The following is a 23586-nucleotide window of genomic DNA, read 5'->3' as shown; positions in this document are numbered from 1 at the left end:
CCTCCGGGTCGATGTCGGATCTCGATACAGATGTGTATCGAATACATTTGTGTATCGTAGCGGGTGTGGAGATGAGTGACGCACAGGTTTCGCGCGATGCGCCGCGCGGCCGTAATCGTGAGGCGACGACGGCGCGCCTTCTTGATGCGGCCGCCGAGGTGTTCGCCGAGGTCGGGCTGGGAGCGGCGTCCGTCGAAGCCATTTGTGAGCGCGCCGGATTCACTCGCGGGGCGTTCTACTCCAACTTCGCGTCGAAGAACGAGCTGTTCCTGCGCCTTGCCGCCCGCGTCTCGCACGAGCGCACGGCGGCGGTGCACGAACGCGTGATGAATCTCGAGCAACCGCTCGACCCGTACCGTGTTGAGGACCTGGTGCGCGTGCTCGGAGATGTCACCGAGGACACGTTTGAGATTCTCCTCTTCACCGAAATCGCTGCACAGGCGATGCGCGATGCCGAACTCGGCGCGATGCTCCATGCCGAGAACGAGCGCATGACCGACCAGGTTGCGCAGATCATCGCAACGATCGCGGACCGTGGCGACATCCGTCTCCGCGTTGCGCCGCGCGATGCCGCCCGTCTCTTGCTGGCCGTGTGGAGCGATGCGACACAGCGCGCAGCCCTTGAGCGCGCGGATGCCGAGCGAACGATTGCGTTGCGTGCCGACGATGTCGGGCGGGCCGTGCGCCTGATTGTCGACATCTCGGCGTCACCAATCGAGTAAAGCGCGGCGGCCGTTCGTCACCACACGCTTGCGGTGCGGACCACCGCGGGAGCGTGACCCGGTCCTGCTAACGCGACGTCAGTTCCTGATGGCAGGCGCGAATCCGAGCCTCCCACCAGGCGCGGCGTTCTGCGCTCGCCGCATGCTCATCGAGGAGGTGGCCATCGGGCGTGATGCGGGCCACGGGAATATAGCCGTCGACGGGCTTCAAGGGGGTGGTTGTTACGTCCGCGGCGAGGAGCGAGGCTGTTCCGAGTCCGCAGTCGTAGTCGAGTGTCGGAAGCGCCGCGGCGAGGTGTGCGCCCTGGGCGAGGCCGATGGAAGTGTCGATGGCTGAAGAGACGACGGCGGGCAGACCCGTGCGCTCCACGATGTCGAGGGCGCGACGGACTCCGCCGAGCGGCTGGGCTTTGATGACCATGAGGTCGGCGGCTTCTGCGCGGGCAACGGCGAGTGGGTCTTCAGCGCGGCGGATTGATTCGTCCGCGGCGATCGGGATGTCCCAGTCGATCAGACGTCGACGGATCTCGGCCAACTCCTCCACGGAACCGCACGGCTGTTCGGCGTACTCGAGGTCGTAGGCGCTGAGCGCGTGCAGCGCGGTTTCCGCTTCATCCACATTCCACCCGCCGTTGGCGTCAATGCGCACACGCCCTTCCGGGCCCATGGCGTCGCGAACGGCGGCGACACGGGCAACGTCGTCATTCAGAGTTTGGCCGCGTTCGGCCACCTTGACCTTGGCGGTTCGGCACCCGTCGTACCGGGCAAGGACGGTGGGAACGTCACCCGCGTCGATGGCGGGGATGGTGGCGTTGACGCCGATTCGGTCGCGCCGCGAGGCGGGCTGCGGGTCGAAGGCGAAGTGGATCGCCGACTCCAGCCAGGTCGCGGCCTCCGCCGTGTCGTACTCGAGGAAAGGAGAGAACTCCGCCCACCCCTCCGGTCCTTCAAAGAGAGCGGCCTCGCGGTGATCGACGCCGCGGAATCGCGTGAGAAGAGGAAGGGTCACGACGCGCAGCGTGCCCAGCAGATCATCCAGCGCCGGCAGGTTCATGTGCCCATCCTGCCGTGCGGTGCGCCCGGACGCGAGTGATGTTCCGCGCGTCGAATCGAGTTAGCCGATCGGCAGAATGTGCTGCGGCGTGGGGTGTTCGAGCCGATGGCGCACGCGGCCGGGCAATCCCGTTCGTTCGTCGAGGGACAGCGAGACGATTGCGTTCGAGTTTTGTCCGGCGACGAGCAGGGCATCACGCACGATGACGTGGTGGCGGGGCACGCTGATGCCGGAGTCCGCCGTGGCAATCGGACGGAGCGATTCGCCATTGCCCTCGACACGGAGCACGGCGATTGCGTTACTCTCCCCGCGCAGACCGGCGTACACGAACTGGCGGTCGCGTGATGCCGTCAGCTCGGCCGCCGTGTCGCCGAGGAGGCCTCCCGCCGGGCAGGCGGAAACGATTCTCCACGCGCCGGCGCGGTCGGGGGCGAGGGTGAAGACCTCGCACGAGAACTCCGTGACAACATGCAGGTGCCCGCTCGGGTGGACGAACATGTGGCGTGGTCCGACACCGTGCGGGAAAACGATCTGGTGATCGGGAACGAGGCCGCGTGTGCCAAGGCGCCAGATTCGGACGAGGTCGTAGCCGAGATCTGTTGTGGCAACGCGCCCGTCGGGGAGGAACGCGGCGGCATGCGCCCGCGTGGGGCGTTCCTCCTCCTCGTTCGGCTCTTCGCTGAGGAGGAAACCTGACGGAGCCGCCTGCGACACCACTGCCCGATAGGGGTCCTCTGCGGCGGGCGCGAGCGACGGCTTGTCAAGCGAGCCATCAGCGCCGAGCGGAATGTGAACGACGCGGCCATCACCCCAGCACGAGGCGATCAGGCACGTTCCGTCGGGTGCGACGGCAAGGTGGCACACGGCCTCGCCGGCGGGGACTGTTTTTCCGAGCGGGGTCAGCGACTCCTCGCCCGTGCGCCGGTACGCGCCAACGCGGCCGCTGCCTTCCAGCGCGGCATAGACAACGTCGAGGTGTGGATGGCGCGCGAGCCACGTCGGCGATGGAGCCTCGACGGCCAGGCCGCGGAGGGCAAGATCACCGCTTGCTAGCGGCGAATCCGCATCGCCTGCCGTGATCGCACCGATTCCGGTTCCATCGGCGCCCATGTCTGCGCCGCGTGCGCCCGTCCAGAATCTCATTCGGCCATCCTGCCGTATGTGGGCTAGGGCGTGTCTCACAATTGATCGCCGACTGCGCAGGCCGTGAGCACGCGCCTCGCGGCGTTGTCATCGGTCGACGATGCCCCGCATCGACTCCCTCTTCCGCCTGGCGATGCACGCACTCACGGCCTTGCTCGTTGCGGCTCCAATTATGAGACACGCCCTAGTTCTTGCTGTCGCGCCAGGCCAACCACCGTGAGACGAGGTCAGTGTCGATGTCCGGCCCGGAAACGCCGAGCGTGAACAGGCGCACTCCCGCGTCGAAGAGCGCATTTACGGCGTCCTCGTCACGCCCCTTGAGCTCGTTCGAGAGCACGAGGGCACCCAGCTCGATGCGCTCGGTCTGCTCTGCCCACGCGGCCAACATTGTCCACGATTCGAAGTGTGTGCCGTCGGGATCGCCGCTCAGCGTGAAGAAGTGATCCCAGTTGAACAGGACGTCGACGCCCAGGTCTTCCAGGCGCGCGGCGGCGTCGCGGATGCCGGCGTACGAGGTGTGGTGCTGGGGCTGGATCTGCACGCCGAGGCGAGTCGGAACTTCGGTGTTGACCTTGCCGACAGATAGGCCCCGTCACGCCGCTGCGGAACGCCCGGCGTAGGCTGGGAGGCATGGTGTCCGACATCTTCGATCCCGAACTGTGGGATCCCGCGCCGCACTCCGACGGGTATCGCGACATTACGTCGCACGTGTCGAAGGACGGCCGTATCACCCGTATCGCGTTTGACCGCCCCGAGGTGCGCAACGCCTTCCGGCCGGCCACCGTGGACGAGCTGCACCGGGCGCTGGAGATCGCACGCACGGACGCCAGGGTGGGAGTTGTGCTGCTCACCGGCAACGGGCCGAGCTCCAAAGACGGTGTCTGGGCATTTTGTTCGGGCGGCGACCAGCGCATTCGCGGCCGCGATGGCTACAAGTATTCCGACGCCGATGGTGAGGTCACGGATCCTGCCCGCGCCGGACGCCTCCATATTCTCGAAGTGCAGCGGCTGATCCGGTTCATGCCGAAGGTCGTGATCGCGGTTGTTCCCGGGTGGGCAGCAGGCGGAGGACACTCCCTTCACGCGGTGTGTGATCTGACGATCGCCAGCCGTGAGCACGCAAAGTTCAAACAGACCGACGCCGACGTCGGTTCCTTCGACGCGGGGTACGGATCGGCCTACTACGCGAAGCAGATCGGCCAGAAGTTCGCGCGTGAGGTCTTCTTCCTTGCGGAGGAGTACTCCGCGACGCGCGCCTACGAAATGGGCGCCGTGAACCGCGTTGTCGCGCACGACGACCTCGAGAACGAGGCGATTGCGATGGCGCGAACGATCCTCGGGAAGTCGCCAACGGCGATCCGCATGCTGAAGTACGCCTTCAACGCGGCTGACGATGGCATGGTCGGCATGCAGCTGTTCGCGGGGGAGACGACGCGCCTGGCGTACGGCACCGATGAGGCCGTTGAGGGGCGTGATTCCTTCCTGGAAAAGCGCGACCCCGACTGGTCGGCTTTCCCGTATCACTTCTGAGATCGTGGTGGCGCGGGAATGGCGTCCATCGCCCTGGGCCCGTCTCTTCATTCGCAGCGGCGACTGGGCGATCCGAGTGGATCGCGAGCGCATCGCGATTAGGTGCGGCGGCGACGTCGTCACCACCCCGCTGACTGGGGAGAGCCTGCGCCTGCGGCGGGGACGGGTGTGGAATGACATTGTTCTGCCCGGCGGCGATCAGATACTCACCGGTCTGAGCCGCCGGGACCGGGCGACGCTGGAGAACGAGATCGGCGTGCGCCTGCTCGAGAGGATGTGCACGGAATGGTCTGCCGCCTTCGGCCGGTCCGTTGCGGACAGAGTGCGACACCGGCGCTGGATGGCTGAGCGATTCATCGGTGACTGGGATCGCACGCGTATGGCGCTTGTCCGCGACAAGGAGGCGTCGTTTCAGGCGCTCCGGGGCCGTGCGCGGCGCGGAGGGCTCGACGAGACGGCGGCGGCGGCCGTGCACGCTGTGCACACGCCCTCCTCTGTGCGCGACGCGGTCGATGACGAGAACGAGGCGATTTTCCGGGCTGAGCTGAAGGCCGAAAGGCACTTTCTCCGTTCGATCGAGAAGACGCCGCTCACGCGCGAGCAGGCGCGGTCGGTGATCACGTTCGACAACCGCGTGCAGCTCGTGGCCGCAGCAGGGTCCGGAAAGACATCGACGATGGTGGCGAAGGCCGCCTGGGCCGTGCACAAGGGCATTGCCCGGCCCGATGAGGTCCTCATGCTCGCCTTCAACCAGGCCGCGGCGCAGGAGCTCGAACAGCGCACAACGGAGCGTTTTCGGGCCGCAGGACTCTCCGGAACGGTGCGCGCGATGACCTTTCACGCCTTCGGGCTGCGCGTGATCGGGGAGGCGACGGGGCGAAAGCCGTCCGTCTCCGAGAGCGTCGTCTCGGATGAGGGCACCTCGCTCATGACCACCCTCATCGCGCAGCTGGCAGCCAGCGACCCCGCGTTCGCGGCCGCCTGGCGCATCGTGGGTGACGGATCAGAACAGCTCGTGCGCACGGCCCTGTCCCACGCCAAGAGCAACGATCTTTCCGACGCTCAGCTTCGCGAGCGCGCCCGGGCCACCGAGGACCTCGAGCTGGCCGAGGCATTCGTCACGGTTCTGACGGCGGTGCGTGCCGCGTGGGATGCGCATCTTCGTGCGGAGGGAAGCGTCGATTTCGATGACATGCTGAACCAGTCCGCCGAGCTCATCGAGAGCGGACGATGGTCATCGCCGTATCGCGTCGTTCTTGTTGACGAGTTTCAGGATGTTTCGCGCGCCCGCGCCCGCTTGGTCAACGCTTTGCAGAACGGTGGCGAGAGGCATCTCTTCGCGGTCGGGGACGACTGGCAGTCGATCTACCGTTTTGCCGGTTCCGATATCACCGCCATGACGCGCTTCGAGGACATGTTCGGCCTCGCACAGGTCCTGAAGCTGACGCGAACGTTCCGCAGCGGCGCGGAGCTGAGCCGTGCGGCGGGCCGGTTCGTGATGAAGAACCCGGAGCAGATTCGTAAGACGGTGCGGTCGACCCTCTCGCATCCCGATCCGATCGCGCTCGAGTTCGTCGCCGGATCGGGGGACGCCCGCGAGGCGATTGCTCGGCATCTCGCTCAGATCGCAGCGCGCCTCGGCCCGGATGACACGGCAACCGTGAAGATTCTGGGGCGCTTTCGGCGGGACGAGCAGTTCCTCCCCGACACGGCCGACGACCGGTTGACGATCGAGTTCCAGACCATGCACGCGTCAAAGGGGCTGGAAGCGGACCACGTCATCCTGCCCGCGATGAACCAGGGCGGATTCCCCTCGACGCGGGAGGAGGACGCGCTCCTGCGGCTGGTCCTTCCGAGTGGCGACGCCTTTCCCTTCGCGGAGGAGCGGCGCTTGTTCTACGTCGCGCTTACACGGGCGCGGAAGAGCGTTCTGCTGGTGGCAGACGAGAACCGGCCATCGGAATTCGCGATGGAGCTTCTCGCTGATGGTGTTGTCACGGCGAACCGCGATGTTCACGTCTGCGTGCAGTGCCGACGCGGGGTACTCGCGCGACGGCGCGGTGCCTCGGGGGATTTTCTCGGCTGTTCGCGCTTTCCCGCCTGTCGCCACACGGAAGAGCATGCGAGGGTGGCCACATGAAACTCGAGCGGATCAGCAGCGACGATCCGCGTGATGTTCTGCGCGCGCTCCGCGGTGCGGTGCTCGGGGCCGGGCCCGCGATCGCCCTGGGCGGCGCACCGAAGCTGCCCGAAATCGTGCCGCCCGGAACCGGCGTTGTGATCACAACGTCGGGATCGAGCGGTGTCCCCAAGTCTGTCGCCCTGTCACGGTCGGCTCTCACGGCGGCGGCAATGGCTACGGCGGCGCGCATCGGTGACGGGCACTGGCTTCTTCCCCTGTCCGGAGGGTATATCGCGGGGGTGCAGGTGATGGTCCGCGCGCTGGTTGCGGGGCGTGATCCGGCAATCCTCGCCGGTCACTTCTCGGCGAGCACCTTTACGCATGCCGTCGGCGGCATGAATTCCTTCCGTGATGGCGCGCGGGTGCCCCGTTACACCTCCCTCGTTCCGGCACAGCTGCGCACGCTCGTTGACGCGGCAGAAGAGGACGAACGAGTCCGCGAAGCGCTGGCGTCGTTCGAGACGATTCTCATCGGCGGGCAGCGCCTTCCCGATGCCCTGCGGGACCGCACGATCGCTCTGGGCGCCCGCGTTGTGCGCACGTACGGCTCAACGGAGACCAGCGGCGGGTGCGTCTACGACGGTGCTCCGCTGGACGGGGTGGAGGTGGCGGCGCGTGGCGGCGAACTCCGAATCTCCGGTCCGCAACTCGCCGACGGCTACCTGGGTGACCCCGAACTCACGGAGAGAGTATTCGTCACGGAGGCCGGTCGCCGCTGGTATCGCACCGGTGACGCCGGTGACGTCGTAGACGGCGTTGTCGACGTCTCCGGCCGCGTTGACAATGTGATCATCTCCGGTGGGGTGAATGTGTCCCTCGATCGCGTTGAGCGCATTGTCCGAGAGATTCCCGGCCTCGACGATGCCGTTGTTGTTGGCGTCGAACATGACAAGTGGGGACAGGTGCCCGTCGTCGTCGCGCGCCCAATCGTCGACCTCGATGGCGCGCTCGCTGTGATCCGTGCGGCGTGCGAGCGCGAACTCGGTGCGCCCGGTCGTCCCGATCGTGTGGTCTGGCTGGAGGAAATTCCGCGTTTGTCCAGCGGAAAGCCGGACCGACGCGCTCTTCGCCGGATGGTCTGACGGCGGCGATTCACGCGCCAGATTGTCGCCCTTTTTGTCGCCATTCTGCCTAGACTGGCGGGGCCAGTGAGGGCGAACCGGGAGGACGAACATGGGCGAAGCGGAGATTGCGGGCCACATTCGCGCGGCGATCATGTCGGGCGAAATGGTGCCGAACCAGCGCCTCGTCGAGGCGGATCTGACAGAACGATATGGCATCACACGTTCCGCCGTTCGCGCGGCGCTCGTGGTGCTTGAGGGGGAGGGTGTTGTCGAACGCCTTCCGAACCGGGGCGCACGGGTGCGGCAGATCTCCCTGGAGGAGGCCGTCGAAATTGTCGAGGTGCGCGAAGGGCTTGAGGTGCTGTGCGTGCGACGCGCCTGTGAGCGGCTGACTCCGGCCGATGCCGAGCAGTTTTCGGCGCTGGGGGATCAGATGTCCTCCGCCGTCCACGAGGGCGACCTGCCGCGGTATGCGAGCCTCAACCAGGACATGGACCGGCGGATCTGGGAGCTGAGTGGGCACGAGACGGCTGCGGTGCTGTTGCACCGCCTGCGTGCGCAGTCGGCGCGCCACCAATTTCGCCTCGCGTATCAGCCTGGTCGCGCAAAGGAATCGCTGGGGGAGCACCTGGCGATTATTGACGCGCTGCTGGCGCGGGATGCGGACCGGGCAGAGCAGGCAACGCGGCAACATCTGTCCGGCATCCTCGCGGCGCTGACGCTGCGCAGTCAGGCGGCTGCGGCGGTGTGAACGACGGCGGCCACTCATGTAATTGTCGACAATAAGTAGAACAATTTCGTTTGCAGGGCCAAGATGGATCCCAGGTCATCGATCGAGGAGGATCCATGGGGCACCGGGCCGCGTCTTTACTCGTCGTCAGTGCGCACGCCGGCGACTTCGTCTGGCGTGCGGGAGGGGCAATCGCCGCGTCCACCCCACGATCGTCCTGACGCACCCGCTCGCCGACCCCTATAACGGTGATCATCCTGCCGCCGCACGGATGGCGTTACAGGCGCGAATCCTTGCTCAGGCGATCGGCGTTGCCGGTTCCGATGGCTCGTATCCCGGCCCCGACGACATCATCGGGGCGCCACCGGTGTTCTTCTTCGAACCACACCAGCCCGAGCAGTGCGACTTCCGGCCCCACGTGCTGCTCGACATCACCTCGTCGTTTGAAACAAAACGCGAGGCGATGGAGTGCCTGCCCGCACAGAAGCACATGTGGGAGTACTACACACAGCTCGCGATTCGTCGCGGTGTGCAGCTGCGCCGCAACGCCGGCCCCAATCTCGGCCTTCCCCACAACACGATGGGAGAGGCGTATATGCGTCATCTCCCCCAGGTCACATCGGAACTGGCATGAGTGCGGCAACGGACCTCGGTGTGATCGTCACGGACATCGCACGAACCGACAGCGGAATCATCGATGCGCTGGCGGCGCACGGCGTTGCCACCGTTCATGAGGCGATCGGCAGACGCGGCCTCGTCGACCCGTCGATCCGTCCCATTCAACAGGGGGTAAGAACGGGGGGATTCGCCGTGACCGTGCTGTGCTGGCCCGGCGACAACCTCATGATTCACGCGGCAATTGAACAGTGCCGAGCGGGCGACATCCTCGTGATCGCCACCACCTCCCCGTCCACCGACGGCGCCTTCGGCGATCTGTTCGCCACCGCACTCCACGCCCGAGGCGTACGCGGAGTGATCACAACGGCAGGCGTTCGCGACACCGCTGAGCTTCGTGACATGGGATTCCCGGCGTGGTCTCGCGCAGCTCAGCCTCGATCGCAAGGGGCTGCGTGGGCTCCTGGACGACCTCGGCGTCAGCTATATGTCGCAGGCGGAATACGATGCCCGCTGACGGGATCCGGTGCATGCTCATGCGCGGAGGAACCTCGAAGGGGGCCTACTTCCTCGCAGAGGATTTGCCGGGGGACAGGCGCGAGCGTGACGCCCTTCTGCTGCGGATCATGGGATCGCCCGACCCGCGACAGATCGACGGAATCGGCGGCGCGCACCCGTTGACATCCAAGGTCGCCGTGATCTCACCATCAGACGTGGACGACGCCGATGTCGACTACCTCTTTCTGCAGGTAGGTGTTGACGAGCCCATCGTCACGGACAGGCAGAACTGCGGGAATCTGCTGGCAGGGGTTGGTCCCTTTGCCATCGAACGGGGACTCGTCCCGGTGGGCACCGAGACAACCCGGGTGCGCATTCACATGGTCAATACGGGCGGGCGCTGCACGGCCACCGTCCGCATGCCGGGCGGCGTCGTCTCCGAAACCGGCGACCTGGCGATCGAGGGCGTGCCGGGAACCGCCGCGCCGATCGGTCTGGACTTCCTCGACGTCGAAGGTTCATCGACGGGAGCACTGTTTCCCACCGGGTCCGTTCGTGACGAGATCTACGGTGTTCCCGTCACCTGCGTCGACGCGGGGATGCCGTCCGTGATCGTCAGCAGACCACGATCCGGAGGTGCGATCACCGCGCGCACGTTCATTCCGCACCGCGTGCACCAGTCAATCGGGGTTCTGGGGGCGCTGACGCTGGCCGCCGGTGCGCTCGCCGTGGGATCCGTCGCCCACGATTGCGCGGCGCTTCCCGCCACGGACGAGCCCTTTGTCGCCGAGCACCCGACAGGGTCGTTCGCCGTTGACGTTGCCCTTGCCCGCGAAGCGGGCCGCTGGCGCCTGACCCGCGCCGCCTCGCTGCGCACCGCGCGCACGCTCTTCGACGGAAGAGTCTTCCCCGCACACCCGACATCATCGTTATCGTCATCGCCGTCAGAGAGGACAGCATCATGACCCATTACACCTCCTTCGACGTGGCCCACCTCGGCAGCGACGACTGGACCAAACACGGCGATCGTCTCCACCACATCGCGTTTGCGCCGGACACCCGCGAGGACATCCTCAAGGCCGCGGACATCTTCCTCGAAAACGGCATCTACATCGAGTCCGGTCCGCACAAGCACGCGATCAACCAGACCTTCTTCCTCTACGTGTGGGAGCCGGGCGGCAATCGCATCGAGTTCGCCAATGCCGGAGCGCGGCTTCTGCTTGACCCGGACCAGCCCGTTGTCGAATGGAGCGAAGAAGAACGCAAAAAGGGCCAGGCGTGGGGGATGAAGACGATCGAGAGCTTCCACACGCACGGCACTCCGGTCGTCTAGGGGCGATCGCCGGCTGGAACGAGTGTTCCGGCCGGCGATCGCACATCGGTTCCCTACGCCGTCGGCGGTGTGTTCGGCGGGGTCCCTGCCCCGGGAGGCGCCGGGGGTGCGGGAGGCGCTGGTGTGGTCGGAGCAGGTGGTGCAGGCGGTGCCTGCGGCGATCCGAGCGCGGGTGACGCCGGCTGCTGCGGGGGCTGTGAGCGATTCTTCGTTGCCCACTCGCGCGCCTTGCCCGCCATATCGCCGAACTTCTTGCTCGCCTGCGACAGCTTCGCCTCCCACTCCGGGTTCGGCACCTGCCCCGCGATGATCTTGGGCCAGGCGACGAGGATTGCGGCAACGGCGAAGGGCTCGAGAAGCGCGACCTTCGTCGCCCAGGCGAGGGAGAACGCGATCAGGAGAGCAACGAGATTTCCCTGCACGGGAAGAATCCAGATGAACAGGGCGATCGGGGCGAGGTAGACGAGGAAGATCAGGACCGTCAGCCCCCACACTCCCAGCGTGAGCTTCACGGAGTTCTTGAGGAAGCGCGGGTAGTTCTGTGCGTAGAGGATGAGGCCCTGGCGGCTTGTCTCCCAGGGGTTGGTGGAGCGCACGCGAAGGTTGTGCGCAATGATCGCCTCGTCCACGTACGTCAGCGAGTTGGTGACGATCGCACTTCCGATCCCCGCAACGGCGCGCAGGCCGGGGATCGGCAAGATCCCGGCGACGAAATCGACCAGCCGCGTAAATGCCTTCAGGACGGCGCTGATGATCGCGTCGATTCCCGCGAACACCGACATTTCGACGAAGCGTTCCTTCACAGCCTGCTGCCCGAACGCGACCTGTCCCTTGCCAGCGGGCAGAGGGCGACCGTCGATCGCCTCAACGAGCACGGCAATATGGGCGCCCTTAACCAGATAGAGCAAGTAGCGGCGCAACACGCGAAGAACGCCGCCGCATGCAGCAAAAGCAATCAGCCCACCGACGAAGGCGCCTCCGCTGGCAGAGCCCCCGATGACGCCGATCGCGGCGCCGATACCGGCGCCGATGCCCGTGATGATGATCCATGCGACTGCGATCCCACCGTAGACAAGGATCCGAAATAGCAAGAAGGGCGTCGTTTTTTTCAGAAGCGCGAGTGCTTCTTTATAGGTGAAGTCCATTTTTCCTCCCCGGAAGAACGTGTGTGCCGAGAGTAGCGCTGCCCCTGTAAATCGTGCGTAAGTGTGGGTTTTACGGAGCGATTACACCCCTCGTCTTACGATGACGATATCGCCAGAACGGCGGTGGACGCATCACATCGAACAAGGGAGTGAAACATGCGGGGGATGATGATGGTCGGCATGGTCGGAACAGTTCTACTGTTGTCGAGCTGCGGAACGCTGGAACAGGTGCAAGATGTGACAGACGCGATCGACGCAGCAGCGGAAGAAGTCGCCCAAGCGCAAGAGCAGGATTCCGGCAGCACACCCGACGACGGTGGCGGCGAGACAGAAGGCGTGAACGAACCGAGCGTTGACGTCGCCTTCGATGACCGAGAATTCGACGTGACGGTGTACCAGTCTGAGCTCGAGTACACCCTCGAACGAATGCGAACCCTCGACGAGGTCGATGCCGAGAGCAGAACGCAGGACCCGGCGGTGAGTATCGCCTTTGACCTTCGCATCACCAACCCGCGCGCTGAATCCATCCAACCGATGGCGCCGATCGCGTTGCGATGGGAACACGGGCAGGACACGTACGAGGCACACGCGAGCGGGATTCTCGACAGTGTGCCCGGCAACGCATCGAACGCAGGAGAAATGATCGTCACGCTGAGCAGCGATCAGTGGGAAACGTTCGATCCGGACGCGGCGTTCTTGATGATTGGTGCGCCGGGGCAGAGTATCTCCTCGATTGCGCTGGGGGTTGACTATGGCACCATCACCCGGCTGCCCGTCGACATTGAGAGCCTCGTTGGGGAAGAACTGGTTTTGCAGAAAGAACACCTGAATACGACGATCACAATCACGCTCGCAGAGGTGAACTGGCGACGCGGAAACGGAATGCGGCCCGACGGAGAGGCCACTCTCGCTATCGAGTACTCGATCGTCAATTCTGGCGCGAGCATGTCATGTTTTGAAGCACGGGACTGGCAGCTGCTTCTTCCGGATGGCGGCACGGTTCTCGCCGACGGCGTATCGGATCGTTGCGTGCACGCGGGGGACTCGCTTCGCGACATCCGAGCGTCTTTCACGGTCGCCAGTGACTACTGGGGTGACTATGTCCTGACGCAGGCGCACCCTTATATGCACTGGGACGAGCCTGTTGAGGTGGCGCTGCCGTTCACCGCCGAGGAGTCAGAGGGAAAGACAGCTGCGGAGCGCGCAGGAACGGCCGCGCCCTAACGAAGGAAGAATGTGCGGTGCGGTGCCGAAACGAGCGCATTTCGGCGCCGAGCACACCGTTTTTCCTTCGTGAGGGAAGCGCGCGGCGTCGATGTTGATGCGACGCCGCGCCCGCGCAAGGCTCGAATACGCACCGAACGGCAGGTGCTCCTACGCCGGAGCGCGGGCTCCCAGCGCTTCTCCGGCGAGGGCGAGGGCATCAGGCCCCGTCTGCGTCGCCCCCGCGGTGTGCTCAGACGTGAATTGCTCGGTGCCCAGAACATCCTTCAGCGAGGCACGAAGCTGTTCAAGACCGGGAACGGTCTGCGTCCCGGGACCGACTCCTTCGCGATCGCGCAACGCGGACGCCGCTCCGAGAAGTCGCGCCGCCGACAGCAATGCACCGTCGCTCTCGAGGAGCGTCGCGGCCAGCTCGAGAATACCGGGCACCCACCAGGCGTCCGAGAAATTGTGCTCTTGAGCGATACGGATCGACGAGATCAGATTGGTGACAGCGCCATCATGCTCGTTCACCGCGTGCTCGCTCAGGGCCACGCTCCAGAAACTGCGGCACAGTTCTAGCTGATCGCCGAGCTCCGTGCGGATCGTTTGGGCAGCATGCGCGAATGATCGCGCGAGCTCTGGTGCGTCATCTTCTGCGGCGATGTACGAACGACGCTCGAGCACGAGGGCCTCGAAAGTCCGAAGACGCGCACGTCGCGCGGCCGAGAGCGCATCCACCAGAGCACGGTCGGCAGCAGCGAGTCGGCCCAGCTTTTGCTGTGCAAGGGCCAGGTTGAAACTCGCCCGCAGGATGCCGACTGGATCACCCTCGCGGCGGGCGATCACCAGGGCCTCGGAGAACACCCCGGCGGCCGAGTCGTGGTCGCCCTCGTGAGACGCCGCGGCCCCCAACAGCATCAGCGCCGTGGCGACGCTGGCGCTATCCCCGAGTTCTTCACGAATGTCGCGGCACCGCGTCGCATCGCGAATTACCAGCGCGGGGGCGTCGCCGGCATCGAGGTGAAACCAGGCGGACGTTTCGAGAAGATCAGCGAGAAGGGCGGGGGCGAGATCGGCCGCGAACGCGGCATCGAGGCGAGTGCGCGCCTCGTCGTGGAGGCGCTTGGCCGTCCAGTACTGGCGAAGCTGAACGCACATCACCGCGAGTGCGGCGCGATCATTCCGCTGCGCATCGTCGAGCGCCGCGCGCACGTCGTTGATGTGAGCATCGACGCGAGCGAAGAGCGTTGCTTGATCAGGCGAGGCCACGGCGGAGCGCGCCCCCTCCAGGAGGTGACCGACGGCTTCGGCTCCGCGTGCCCTGACATCAACCTCTTCGCCTGAGGCGTCCAGCAGAGATTGTGCGATGGAATGAACGGGACCCGGGAGCCGATACCGGCGCGGGTCGCCAGCGACAACGCGGAGCATCGCGCTTGTCAGGAGCTCGTCGACAGCATCGACCAGGGTCTCCTCGGTGACGCGGCCACCACTGCAGACGTGGCGGATCCCGTCGAGGGTGGGCGGATCGCGGAAGACGGATAGCCGGATGAGGAGCGTACGCGCCGTCGGTGAGAGCGCCCCGATCGTCCACGCGAGTGCATCGGACAACGAACGCTGCCGTGTCGGACGATCACGATCGGTCGCGCGCCAGGGGGCGTCTGAACGGAGCTGGTCGAGCACATCGTCGAGCGAGAGCACACCGCAGCGTGCCGCGGCAAGTTCCAGGGCGAGGGGATGCCCGTCGAGCAACTGGCAGATCCGGGCGACCGTCGTCGCGTTGTGGGAGCCGAGCGCCACCGTCGGGTCCGCCGTTGTTGCGCGCCGTAAGAGGAGCTGCGCGGCGTCACTGGCCGCACACGCATCGACGGTGTCGGTGGACGGAACATCGAGCATGTCGAGGGGGTACACCGTCTCGCAACGCAGGTTGAGCGGCACACGGCTCGTGACGAGAGCGGACAACGCCGGGCAACGCTCGAGGAGTGCTGAGATCACGTGTGCCGTCTCGTGCGCGAGGTGTTCAGCCGCGTCGAGGATGATCAGAACGCGTCGGGAGCCGATGTCTTCTCCGAGGCCGTCGATGCTCTCGGATCGTGAATCGAGCGCGGACGCGATGCGGCGCGGCAGTAGAAGGCCATCGGTGAGACTGCCGAGTTCGACGAAAGCGACTCCTCCAGGAAAGTCCGCCGCGGAGACTCGCGCGGCCTCGGCGGCGACGCGCGTCTTTCCTGCGCCACCGATGCCCGTTATCGTTACGAGGCGTTCACGAGAGAGGCGCTCCGCGACGTGTGCGACGTCCCGGTCACGTCCGACGAACGGCGTCGTGAAGCCCGGCACGTCCACCCGCGCCGATGCGGGTGGGGCGAGGCGCGGATCCTGGGTGAGAATCGCCGTTTCGAGATCGACCAGCGCCGGGCCGGGGTCGATTCCGAGATCATCGCGAAGAGTGCGCTGCGCGGCACGAAACGCCTCCAGCGCATCGGCCTGTCGCCCCGCCCAGAACAGCCCGGTCATCAGAAGAGCCCATGCGTTCTCGTCGTACGGTCGGTCGTCGACGAGATTCTCAAGCACGGCAATGTTGATCGGAGTGTCCGCGCAGTGAAGGTCGGCCTGCGCGTGAAGGAATGTTGCGTCGCTGCGCATTCTGGTGAGTTCGTCGACGTCAGCGGCGAGGGGAACATCCGCGACAGCGGGCACACCGTTCCAGAGAGACAGTGCCGTGTGAAGCGCCGTTCTGGCCGCGCGAAAGCTGCCTGCCCCGACCAGCGCCCGTCCCTCCTCTACCAGCCGGCCGAATTCGATGGCGTCGATGTGTGATGGCAGAGCAGCGAGGCGGTACCCGGCATCCGTTGTCTCAATCAGCTGCGCTCCGAGCTCGCGCCGGAGCTGAGAAATGATGACGCGAAGCGACGTCGAAACGGTTGACGGAGCGTCATCGCCCCAGACGCGCTCGATCAGGTGATCCCGCGTCACCGGATCTCCGCCGGCGAGAGCCAAGGCGAGAAGAACGGCCTGACGACGTTCACCCCGAACGGTGATCCTGTGGCCGTCGTCGTCTACTTCGGGCTGTCCGAGCACCCTGACGTGCACACGCCTCTCCACGCCAACCGTCGAGATTCCCGTCGACATAGATTCGCCTTCCCTCCGTGCGAACGTAGCGCGGAACGGCGGCTGGCGGAAGCAGGGCCGAGAAGTACGATCGATGCGTGGCCTCCTCAAAGCACCAGAAGCACATCAGCGGCAACCCCGCCAAGCGATCAACGCAGATCGATGACTCGGGGGCGCCAGTCGGGCCCGTGACGGCTCGCGACTGGATCGGCGCTGCGCGTCTGCGCACGTTGCCGCTGGCGATTACTCCCGTGCTCATCGGGACGGGCGCTGCGGTTCTCGCCAGCCCCGATAACGCACTCCGCGGCGTGATCGCGCTGCTGTGCCTTGTTGTGGCGGTCGCGCTGCAGATCGGTGTGAACTTCGCGAACGACTACTCCGACGGTGTGCGGGGAACAGACGACTTCCGTGTTGGCCCGGCGCGGTTGACGGCGTCGGGACGCGTTCCGGCGAAAACGGTGCTCATCACGGCGCTGACGTTCTTCGGCCTTGCCACGGTGGCGGGGCTGGCGATTGTCATTCACACCCAGCAATGGTGGTTGCTCGCTGTCGGCGCCGCCTGCATCATCGCCGCGTGGTTCTATACGGGGGGCAAGCGTCCGTACGGCTACAACGCCCTCGGCGAGCTCTTCGTCTTCGTCTTCTTCGGCCTTGTTGCGACGCTGGGCACAACGTGGGTGCAGGTTCAGTTCCTGCCGCAGGAGGCCTGGTTCGGCGGGGTTGCGGCGGGTGTTCTTGCGTGCGCTGTTTTGCTGGCGAACAACCTTCGCGACATCGATCAGGATCGTGTCGCCGGAAAGCGCACACTCACGGTGATCATCGGCCGCACGTGGACAAAGGTGCTCTTCACCGTGTTCATCGCGATTGCGTTCGCGATCGCCGCCTGGCTGGCGGTGTTCTATCCGCCCGCGTGGTTGTCGTTCTTCGCCCTGATCCCGGCGGCCGTTGCCATCACGATCGTGTGGAGCCACCGCACGCCCCGCGAACTCGTCACGGCTCTCGCCCTGACGTCGATCGCGTCCCCCATTTATGGCTTCTTCCTCGCCTGGGCGTTCATCGGCTGAGCGCCCGCACCGGGCAGGGTCACAGGAGCGGTCGGAGCTCTTCGCGGATCCAACCCCGCAGTGAGCTGGGGGTGGTGGTGATCACCGAGCGGCTTTGCTCGGGGGTGAAGCCGTCTCGTCGTCCCGTGGACATTCCGAGGATCGCCTCGGCCATCGGGGCGGGCATACCTGCCTGAACGTACTGCTCGCGCATCTCTTCATCCGTGATGCGCTCGATGCGCCTTCGCGATCTGGGCTACGACGTGCACTCGCGTCCGGGACCAGGGGCTGAGTACGCGCTGCGACCGAGCATGAAGATCCCGCCGTTGTTGCTGAGCCCAGACGAGGTTTCGACCATCGTGACTAGCCTGCTCATCCTCGAAGCCTGGTCGCCGGACGATTCTTCCGCCGCGACGGCTCGCACAAAGCTCGAGCAGGTGCTTCCCGCACGTTTGCGGAGGCGTGCCGCGGCTGTGGCGTTATCCACACAAATATCGCGCGAGGCGCCCGCTTCCGTTGACTGGGAGATGGTCGGGACGATCGCCGATGCCGTCGCAACAGATGCGCGACTGACGTTCGACTACACCGATCAGCATGGCCGGGAATCCCTCGGTTGAGGGCTGGCTCACGAGCAACTTTGGTGCGAATCAGTGATGTCCACGACGTGACCTGATCAGGACACCTCGTCGCTTTGTGCGCCCTCGTTGGCCTCATCTTCGATGTCTGCGTCGATCTCGGCTGGCGTTTTCGGACGCTTCTTGGCCTGCTGGCGCTCGTAGATGCCTTCCGACACCTCGCCGAGAGGTTTACGCAGGAAGATTATCGAGAGGCTGATGCCGATCATCGCGGCGAAGAGCGTTGCCAGCCACCACATGCCCCAGAACGCGGGAAACAGCATCATGATGCCCAGGGGGACCAGGAAGAACGCCAGGCGCAGGATCGTATACACAACGACGGATCGAATCTTCACGCGACCCAGGGTACGCAGATGACCTGTGTGTGCGGGCCGTCCATAGGGTCTGCCTCATAGGATGGGTACGTGGCCCGTTTTCTCATCATCCTGTCGGTCGCGGCAGTCGTGTTCACGATCTTCGCGATCGTCGACTGCGCGACGCAGCCCGAGACCCGGCATCGCGGCGTTCCCAAGGGGGCGTGGGTGGTCATTACCCTCGTTCCCGTGATCGGCGGAATCCTCTGGCTGACGATTGGCCGCGCCCGTAAGGGACAGCAGCCCCCGTCGCGGCCCGTTGCTCCCGACGACAACCCGGGTTTCCTCACGGCGGCAGACGAACGAATTCGTCAGATCGAAGAGGAGCTCGCCATGCTCGACGCGGAGGAGCAGTTCAACGCTCCCTCGGCGGAAAAGCCGGGCGATGGCGATGATGAAGTCGACGAGGATGACGACGACGGGCAGAGCCCCGTTCGGAACTAACGTGTCGGCGTCATCGCCCGCGATGAACGCGGCCTGCGAGCTGCTTGACTCCCTCGTTTCCCTCGGTGTGCGGCACGTTGTGCTCAGCCCCGGTTCCCGTTCGCAGGCGCTCGCGCTCGCCGCAGCAGACCTCGAACGGCAGGGCAGGATCTCGCTCCACGTTCGCATCGACGAGCGCGTTGCCGGATTCATGGCGCTGGGCATCGGGCGCGAAACGCGCGTTCCTGCGGCCGTGATCTGCACGTCGGGAACGGCGGTCGCCAACCTGCTTCCCGCAACGCTTGAGGCGTTCCATTCCGGCGTTCCGTTGTTGCTGCTGACAGCCGATCGCCCTCTCGAGCTGCGCGGAGTCGGCGCCAATCAGGCCACTGATCAGCCGGGGATCTTCGGAGATTCCGTACGCCTTGCGGTGGATGCGCCGACGCCGGATTCCGAGTCCGATGTCGGCGACATGGTGCGGCTTGCCGCTCGCGCCTTCGTTGCGGCGGCGGGGGAGAGCGTTCAAGGCCCCGTCCACCTGAATCTGCCGTTCCGCGAACCCCTCGGTGGGGCGATCCCCGAGTGGTTCGCGAGCGGAGGACGAGGCTCGGGCGAGCCCGTGCGGCAGGCGCGGCAGCTGATCCCCGAAATGCCCGAGCCCGTGACCGTTGCACCCGGACCGCGCACCGTGGTTGTCGCCGGGGCGGATGCGGGGTCTGACGCCGAGGTGATCGCGCACCAGGGCAGGTGGCCGTTGATCGCCGAGGTCGTCAGCGGAGCGCGTTTTGGGCGTCGAGTGGTGAACGGCTACCGCGAAGCGCTCCGTGACCTCGACCTGGGCGGGCGCATCGAGCGCGTGATTGTCGTCGGTCACCCCACGCTGGCCAGAGAGACCGCCGCGCTGCTGTCGAACCCCGATGTCGAGATCATCGCTGTTCGCGGCACAGGAGAACCGCTGAACCTCAACGGTAAAACCGTGCATGCGGATGCGGTTGCGGTCGGTGCGGGGGAGCCCGACCGCGAGTGGAACTCCGCATGGAGCAGGTTTTCGCGCGCGCACACCGTTGATCTCGATACGTCGGCTCCTGATCTGGACGGGCTGCAGTCCACCGACCCGAAAACGCGGCTGGGCGCTGTTCGTGCCGAGCTTGATGCCGTTCGCACGCCACTCGACCGCGTACAACTGGTCGCGGGGGTGTGGCGGGCGACATGGCCGCACGATCGCCTGATGTTCGCTTCCAGCAGGCTCGTCAGGGTTGCCGACGAGGTACTGGGTGGCAAACGCATCCCGGTACACGCGAACCGCGGTCTCGCCGGAATCGACGGAACGATCGCTACCGGTCTGGGGATCGCGCTCGCCGCCCGTGCCACCGGTGACGTCGGAGTCACCCGCATTCTGACAGGTGATCTCGCCTTTCTGCACGACGTCGGCGCGCTGTTGATACCTGCGGGGGAGAGCGCCACGCGTGTCCAGGTGGTTGTCGGTAACGACGGCGGAGGCACGATCTTCGACGGCCTTGAGGTCGCGAAGTCAGCGGGCGACGATGCTATGCGGCGCGTGCAATACACCCCGCAATCGGCCGATCTCGCGGCGCTCGCCTCGGCCTACGGCTGGGAACACGTCACGGCAACAACTCGGGCCCAGCTGGACGAGGCGCTCACCTCGGTGATGACCGCGCCTCGCATCATCGAAGTCCCTCTGACGCGCTGAGGTCCGACTTCCGTCGATACAGGAGCGGAGGTTGCCATGACCGAACCTCATCCGCTGTTGTCGAACCGGTTCGGCAAGGCTGCCGGCAGAAGGAGACATCGTGGCCACTATCGGAGACGTCGCCCGCGTTGCGGGCGTCTCGCGCAGCCGAGGCTGTTGACGGAGTACACCGCATCCGTTGTCGACGGCCGCGTTTCGGTCGATTTTGATGGACAGGACCTGCCGCTGATCAAGGAGGCCTCCGCTTATGAGGTCATCGTGACTCCGGCGGGCGAAGGGGAGACCACACAGGTCGACCCGATCGCCTGGGCCGGCTCCTACGAGGCCGAGGACGCCAGCTTTACCGGCTCCGGCCACTCGATCAACACCGACACGGGATCGACGAACAACGTCGGCGCCTTCTACAACTCGGGCGGCGCCAACGTCGGTGGTCTGCGCACGGGCAGCGATGTCACGATCAACTTCGACGTGACCGTTCCCGTTGCTGGCGAATACGATCTGTCGGTGTTCGCGAACGCGTTGAACACCTTCGGCGCTGTTTCGGAGAACGGGCCCACGAATGTATTCGTTCGGGTGAACGATTCGAGTGAGCAGGAGATCTTCCTCCCACTCGGCTACAAGTGGCAGGTCCGGGACCATGCTGAGACAACGGTTGTGCTGGAAGCGGGGCTCAACACCGTGACCCTCGCGGCGCAGAGCACCGAGGGAGCTGGCGCCACGATCGGTGACGCGATCGTCGCGGATGACGATGACGACGCTGACGCGACCGGCGATACAGACGGTAGCGATGCTGGAGCGGATGCTGAGGGTAGCGATGCTGCGAACGGCTCCGACGGCAGCGGCGCCGGGCCGGACGCCGCCGATGACGGAGACGATCGCCGGATCCCCGGTCCGATCGACCTCGCAGATCTGACGGCAGACAAGCAGACCCTGGCCATTCAGATTGCGGACGGGCGCATTACCGGAATGCTGGACGATGATCGGGCCGGCGATGAGGTGGTGTTCTACGTTCACTCGGAGCCCGTTCTGCTGGGCGCGGCCGTTTTGAACGGCAACGGTGCGGCAACCTTCGACCTCCCGGACCTAGATGAGGGTGAGCACCACCTCGTCGCGCTGGAGCTCGACGGCACCCTTGCGGCATGGAACACATTCGAGATCAGTGAAGAGCCGGGCTCCTTGGGGCAACAGGCGGTCAGATCGCGGGCATCGCGATCGGCGCCGGAGTTCTCGCATTGATCGCGGGTGCGGGCTTCCTGATCATCCGTCGCCGGACGGAGGTCTGAGGAGCAACCGCTCTGCGGGACATCACACACTGAGGTGGGGAACTGGCTGAGCCGGTTCCCCGCCTCAGTCGTTGTGATCGTCTGCGCAGGCGACATGACGAGAGCGGCTGCCGGATCCGGCAGGATGGTGCCTATGACTCATCGCCGTGTCGTTATCGCACCCGACAGTTTCAAGGGAACCGCCACCGCCGCCGACGTCGCGGTGGCCATCGCCGAAGGCTGGGTGCGGTCAGCTCCCGCAGATCACCTCGACCTGCGCCCCATGGCAGACGGTGGTGAGGGAACTCTCGACGCATTCGAGAAGGCCGTGCCCGGCGCCACCCGCGTTGCCGTTCGTGTCACGGGTCCCACGGGGTTTCCGGTCGATGCCTCCTGGTTGCGCCTGCCGGCAACGGATGAGCTTCCGGGAGGAACGGGAGTCGTTGAGCTCGCGAGCACGTGCGGTATCGAGCTACTCGGGGAGGAACGCTGCCCCTGGGACGCGGCAACACTCGGCTTCGGCCAGGCGATTGTCGCCGCCCTTGACGCGGGCATCTCGCGCCTCATTCTCGGAATCGGATCTTCTGCGTCCACCGATGGCGGCGCGGGCCTGCTCACGGCTCTCGGCGCCCGTTTCCTCGGTAATTTCGGCGCGTCGATCACCTCTGGCGCTCGGGGCCTGACGGACCTCGCTCGTGTCGACGTGACCGGTCTGCGCGCTCTGCCCGCGGGGGGCGTGCTCGTCCTCAGCGATGTGACCAACCCCCTCACGGGCCCGCGCGGGGCCGCCGCGGTATTCGGGCCGCAGAAGGGCCTTACCGCGCCCGACGACATTGCCCGTGTTGATGACGCCCTCGCCCGGCTCGCGGGCCTCGTCGGGCGTGCCGATCTCGCAGGGGCACCCGGGGCGGGAGCCGCGGGAGGCACAGGATTCGCTCTGCTCGTGTGGGGCGCTCAGCTGACGGCGGGAGCCGAGGAGATTTCGCATCTGACAGATCTCGCTGATGCCATCGGCAGCGCCGACGTTGTCGTCACCGGCGAGGGGAAGTTCGACGGACAATCCGCCGCAGGGAAGGTCCCGTCGCACGTCGCGGGCCTCGCCGGTGCGGCCCGCATTCCCGTTGCGCTTGTCGCTGGACAGATCGATGGTGACACCACGGCATTCCGCGCCGCGGCATCGCTGACGGACATCGCCGGGTCATCCGACGCTGCGATGGCTGATACGCTGCGCTGGCTTCGTGACGCGGGGGAACAGCTCGCCGCCGAGCTCTAAAGCTTCAGGGCGTACAGAACGTCGAACCACGTGTGGGTCGTCGCCTCATTGAACGGGGCATCGCGCGCTGCGACACGGCGCTTGAGGTCCTGAGCGAGCGGCTCGAGACGATTGACCACGTGAAGCGGATATCCGTACTCGGCGCGATGTTCCTCCCACTCATCCTCATCGTCGATGTAGATGCCGCGGTCGTCCGTTCGCCGCACGACGTCGAGATCCATATCGATCGCCGACGGCTCCGCACCGACCCACTGCGCTTCCCATGCGACGTCGATATAGATGCGTGTGCGCTGAGGCGCCGCGTTCACCGTCAACACCCATTCCGCGCCGTGATCGCTTCCGGGCTCGGGGTCGGGGAGGAGCATGACGCAGTCGGACTTCAGCAGAGTGTCCCGGCCCGGCCGGTGGCTTCGCCAGCCCGCCCGCTGCCCGAACCACGCGCCCCACTCATCGCGACCGAGGTAGATCACATCGTGTACCCAGTGCGGTCCGCCATCCCACTTGCGCCAATTGATGTGCATCCTGGTGCCGGGAGGGGACGTGGTACTCATCCTTCGAC

Annotated in this window: 23 protein-coding genes and 2 pseudogenes; 17 read left to right on the top strand and 8 right to left on the bottom strand. The window is 65.8% G+C overall.

All coding sequences use genetic code 11. The features are described 5' to 3' along the window. Positions 1-71 precede the first annotated feature (71 nt). Positions 72-722 carry a TetR/AcrR family transcriptional regulator gene (locus G6N81_RS05560; protein WP_165134209.1) on the top strand — a complete coding sequence of 217 codons (651 nt, stop codon included), beginning with the start codon at positions 72-74 and terminating at the stop codon, positions 720-722. A gap of 67 nt (positions 723-789) precedes the next feature. Here G6N81_RS05560 and G6N81_RS05555 read toward each other — a convergent pair whose 3' ends face one another. The 3 genes and pseudogenes from G6N81_RS05555 to G6N81_RS12940 form a co-directional block, all read right to left on the bottom strand. Next, the gene (locus G6N81_RS05555) at positions 790-1776 is read right to left on the bottom strand and encodes an o-succinylbenzoate synthase (RefSeq protein ID WP_165134207.1); all 987 of its coding nucleotides are present in this window, start codon (positions 1774-1776) and stop codon (positions 790-792) included. 60 nt (positions 1777-1836) lie between these two features. After that, entirely contained in the window at positions 1837-2919 is a 1083-nt protein-coding gene (locus G6N81_RS05550) for a lactonase family protein (RefSeq protein WP_165134205.1), read from the bottom strand. 316 nt (positions 2920-3235) lie between these two features. Continuing rightward, positions 3236-3460 (bottom strand): annotated as a pseudogene (locus G6N81_RS12940) (LLM class flavin-dependent oxidoreductase); the annotation flags it as partial. Between the two features lie 89 nt (positions 3461-3549). On the opposite strand from G6N81_RS12940, the gene G6N81_RS05540 reads away from it, so the two are divergent. The 8 genes and pseudogenes from G6N81_RS05540 to G6N81_RS05505 all read left to right on the top strand — a co-directional run bounded on the left by G6N81_RS05540 (position 3550) and on the right by G6N81_RS05505 (position 10871). After that, positions 3550-4449: a 1,4-dihydroxy-2-naphthoyl-CoA synthase gene (locus G6N81_RS05540; protein ID WP_206527910.1), complete on the top strand. Its 900-nt coding sequence runs from the start codon at positions 3550-3552 to the stop codon at positions 4447-4449. A gap of 7 nt (positions 4450-4456) precedes the next feature. Beyond that, positions 4457-6589: a UvrD-helicase domain-containing protein gene (locus G6N81_RS05535; protein WP_165134200.1), complete on the top strand. Its 2133-nt coding sequence runs from the start codon at positions 4457-4459 to the stop codon at positions 6587-6589. Then, positions 6586-7713 (top strand): AMP-binding protein, encoded by a 1128-nt coding sequence (locus tag G6N81_RS05530; protein WP_165134197.1) that lies wholly within the window; start codon positions 6586-6588, stop codon positions 7711-7713. The genes G6N81_RS05535 and G6N81_RS05530 overlap by 4 nt, the downstream gene beginning before the upstream one ends. Before the next feature lie 91 nt (positions 7714-7804). Then, positions 7805-8446 (top strand): GntR family transcriptional regulator, encoded by a 642-nt coding sequence (locus G6N81_RS05525; protein ID WP_165134194.1) that lies wholly within the window; start codon positions 7805-7807, stop codon positions 8444-8446. 250 nt (positions 8447-8696) lie between these two features. Next, a complete protein-coding gene (locus G6N81_RS05520) occupies positions 8697-9059 on the top strand; it encodes a PIG-L deacetylase family protein (protein ID WP_206527909.1) in 363 nt (120 codons plus the stop codon). Next, positions 9056-9433 (top strand): annotated as a pseudogene (locus tag G6N81_RS05515) (RraA family protein); the annotation flags it as partial. The gene G6N81_RS05520 and the pseudogene G6N81_RS05515, both read left to right, overlap by 4 nt. Positions 9434-9546: 113 nt before the next feature. After that, positions 9547-10503, top strand: a complete 957-nt coding sequence (locus tag G6N81_RS05510; protein ID WP_165134191.1) for a PrpF domain-containing protein — start codon at positions 9547-9549, stop codon at positions 10501-10503. After that, positions 10500-10871, top strand: a complete 372-nt coding sequence (locus G6N81_RS05505; protein ID WP_241245081.1) for a VOC family protein — start codon at positions 10500-10502, stop codon at positions 10869-10871. The genes G6N81_RS05510 and G6N81_RS05505 overlap by 4 nt, the downstream gene beginning before the upstream one ends. Before the next feature lie 53 nt (positions 10872-10924). On the opposite strand, the gene G6N81_RS12560 is transcribed toward G6N81_RS05505, so the two are convergent. Then, on the bottom strand, positions 10925-12016 hold the full coding sequence (locus G6N81_RS12560) for a hypothetical protein (RefSeq protein ID WP_206527908.1): 1092 nt from the start codon (positions 12014-12016) through the stop codon (positions 10925-10927). Positions 12017-12172: 156 nt separating this feature from the next. Here G6N81_RS12560 and G6N81_RS05495 point away from each other — a divergent pair, with 156 nt between their 5' ends. Then, positions 12173-13240 (top strand): hypothetical protein, encoded by a 1068-nt coding sequence (locus G6N81_RS05495; protein ID WP_165134188.1) that lies wholly within the window; start codon positions 12173-12175, stop codon positions 13238-13240. A 150-nt stretch (positions 13241-13390) separates the two neighbouring features. Here G6N81_RS05495 and G6N81_RS05490 read toward each other — a convergent pair whose 3' ends face one another. Then, positions 13391-16348: an AfsR/SARP family transcriptional regulator gene (locus G6N81_RS05490; protein WP_165134185.1), complete on the bottom strand. Its 2958-nt coding sequence runs from the start codon at positions 16346-16348 to the stop codon at positions 13391-13393. Positions 16349-16425: 77 nt separating this feature from the next. Between G6N81_RS05490 and G6N81_RS05485 the strand changes: the two genes are divergently transcribed. After that, on the top strand, positions 16426-17391 hold the full coding sequence (locus tag G6N81_RS05485; RefSeq protein ID WP_165134182.1) for a 1,4-dihydroxy-2-naphthoate polyprenyltransferase: 966 nt from the start codon (positions 16426-16428) through the stop codon (positions 17389-17391). A 19-nt stretch (positions 17392-17410) separates the two neighbouring features. Here G6N81_RS05485 and G6N81_RS05480 read toward each other — a convergent pair whose 3' ends face one another. Next, positions 17411-17584, bottom strand: coding sequence for a hypothetical protein (locus G6N81_RS05480; RefSeq protein ID WP_165134179.1), 174 nt, complete (start codon positions 17582-17584; stop codon positions 17411-17413). Positions 17585-17606: 22 nt separating this feature from the next. On the opposite strand from G6N81_RS05480, the gene G6N81_RS05475 reads away from it, so the two are divergent. Beyond that, positions 17607-17987, top strand: coding sequence for a helix-turn-helix transcriptional regulator (locus tag G6N81_RS05475; protein WP_206527907.1), 381 nt, complete (start codon positions 17607-17609; stop codon positions 17985-17987). A gap of 56 nt (positions 17988-18043) precedes the next feature. Here G6N81_RS05475 and G6N81_RS05470 read toward each other — a convergent pair whose 3' ends face one another. Then, entirely contained in the window at positions 18044-18340 is a 297-nt protein-coding gene (locus tag G6N81_RS05470) for a DUF4229 domain-containing protein (protein ID WP_165134176.1), read from the bottom strand. Positions 18341-18409: 69 nt separating this feature from the next. Here G6N81_RS05470 and G6N81_RS05465 point away from each other — a divergent pair, with 69 nt between their 5' ends. The 5 genes from G6N81_RS05465 (at position 18410) to G6N81_RS05445 (ending at position 23027) form a co-directional block, all read left to right on the top strand. Next, entirely contained in the window at positions 18410-18802 is a 393-nt protein-coding gene (locus tag G6N81_RS05465) for a PLD nuclease N-terminal domain-containing protein (protein ID WP_165134173.1), read from the top strand. Further along, complete coding sequence (gene menD / locus G6N81_RS05460) at positions 18768-20492, top strand: 2-succinyl-5-enolpyruvyl-6-hydroxy-3-cyclohexene-1-carboxylic-acid synthase (protein WP_165134170.1); 1725 nt, start codon at positions 18768-18770, stop codon at positions 20490-20492. The genes G6N81_RS05465 and menD overlap by 35 nt, the downstream gene beginning before the upstream one ends. 156 nt (positions 20493-20648) lie before the next feature. Then, positions 20649-21728 (top strand): carbohydrate-binding protein, encoded by a 1080-nt coding sequence (locus tag G6N81_RS05455; RefSeq protein ID WP_165134167.1) that lies wholly within the window; start codon positions 20649-20651, stop codon positions 21726-21728. Next, positions 21689-21775 carry an LPXTG cell wall anchor domain-containing protein gene (locus G6N81_RS12935; RefSeq protein WP_165137807.1) on the top strand — a complete coding sequence of 29 codons (87 nt, stop codon included), beginning with the start codon at positions 21689-21691 and terminating at the stop codon, positions 21773-21775. The genes G6N81_RS05455 and G6N81_RS12935 overlap by 40 nt, the downstream gene beginning before the upstream one ends. A gap of 133 nt (positions 21776-21908) precedes the next feature. Then, positions 21909-23027, top strand: a complete 1119-nt coding sequence (locus tag G6N81_RS05445; protein WP_165134164.1) for a glycerate kinase — start codon at positions 21909-21911, stop codon at positions 23025-23027. On the opposite strand, the gene G6N81_RS05440 is transcribed toward G6N81_RS05445, so the two are convergent. After that, positions 23024-23578: a DUF402 domain-containing protein gene (locus tag G6N81_RS05440; protein WP_165134161.1), complete on the bottom strand. Its 555-nt coding sequence runs from the start codon at positions 23576-23578 to the stop codon at positions 23024-23026. The genes G6N81_RS05445 and G6N81_RS05440 overlap by 4 nt on opposite strands. Positions 23579-23586: the final 8 nt, after the last annotated feature.

It is taken from the genome of Microbacterium amylolyticum (assembly GCF_011046975.1).
GTDB classification, from domain to species: domain Bacteria; phylum Actinomycetota; class Actinomycetes; order Actinomycetales; family Microbacteriaceae; genus Microbacterium; species Microbacterium amylolyticum.
This window is presented reverse-complemented; position numbering and strand designations above follow the sequence as displayed.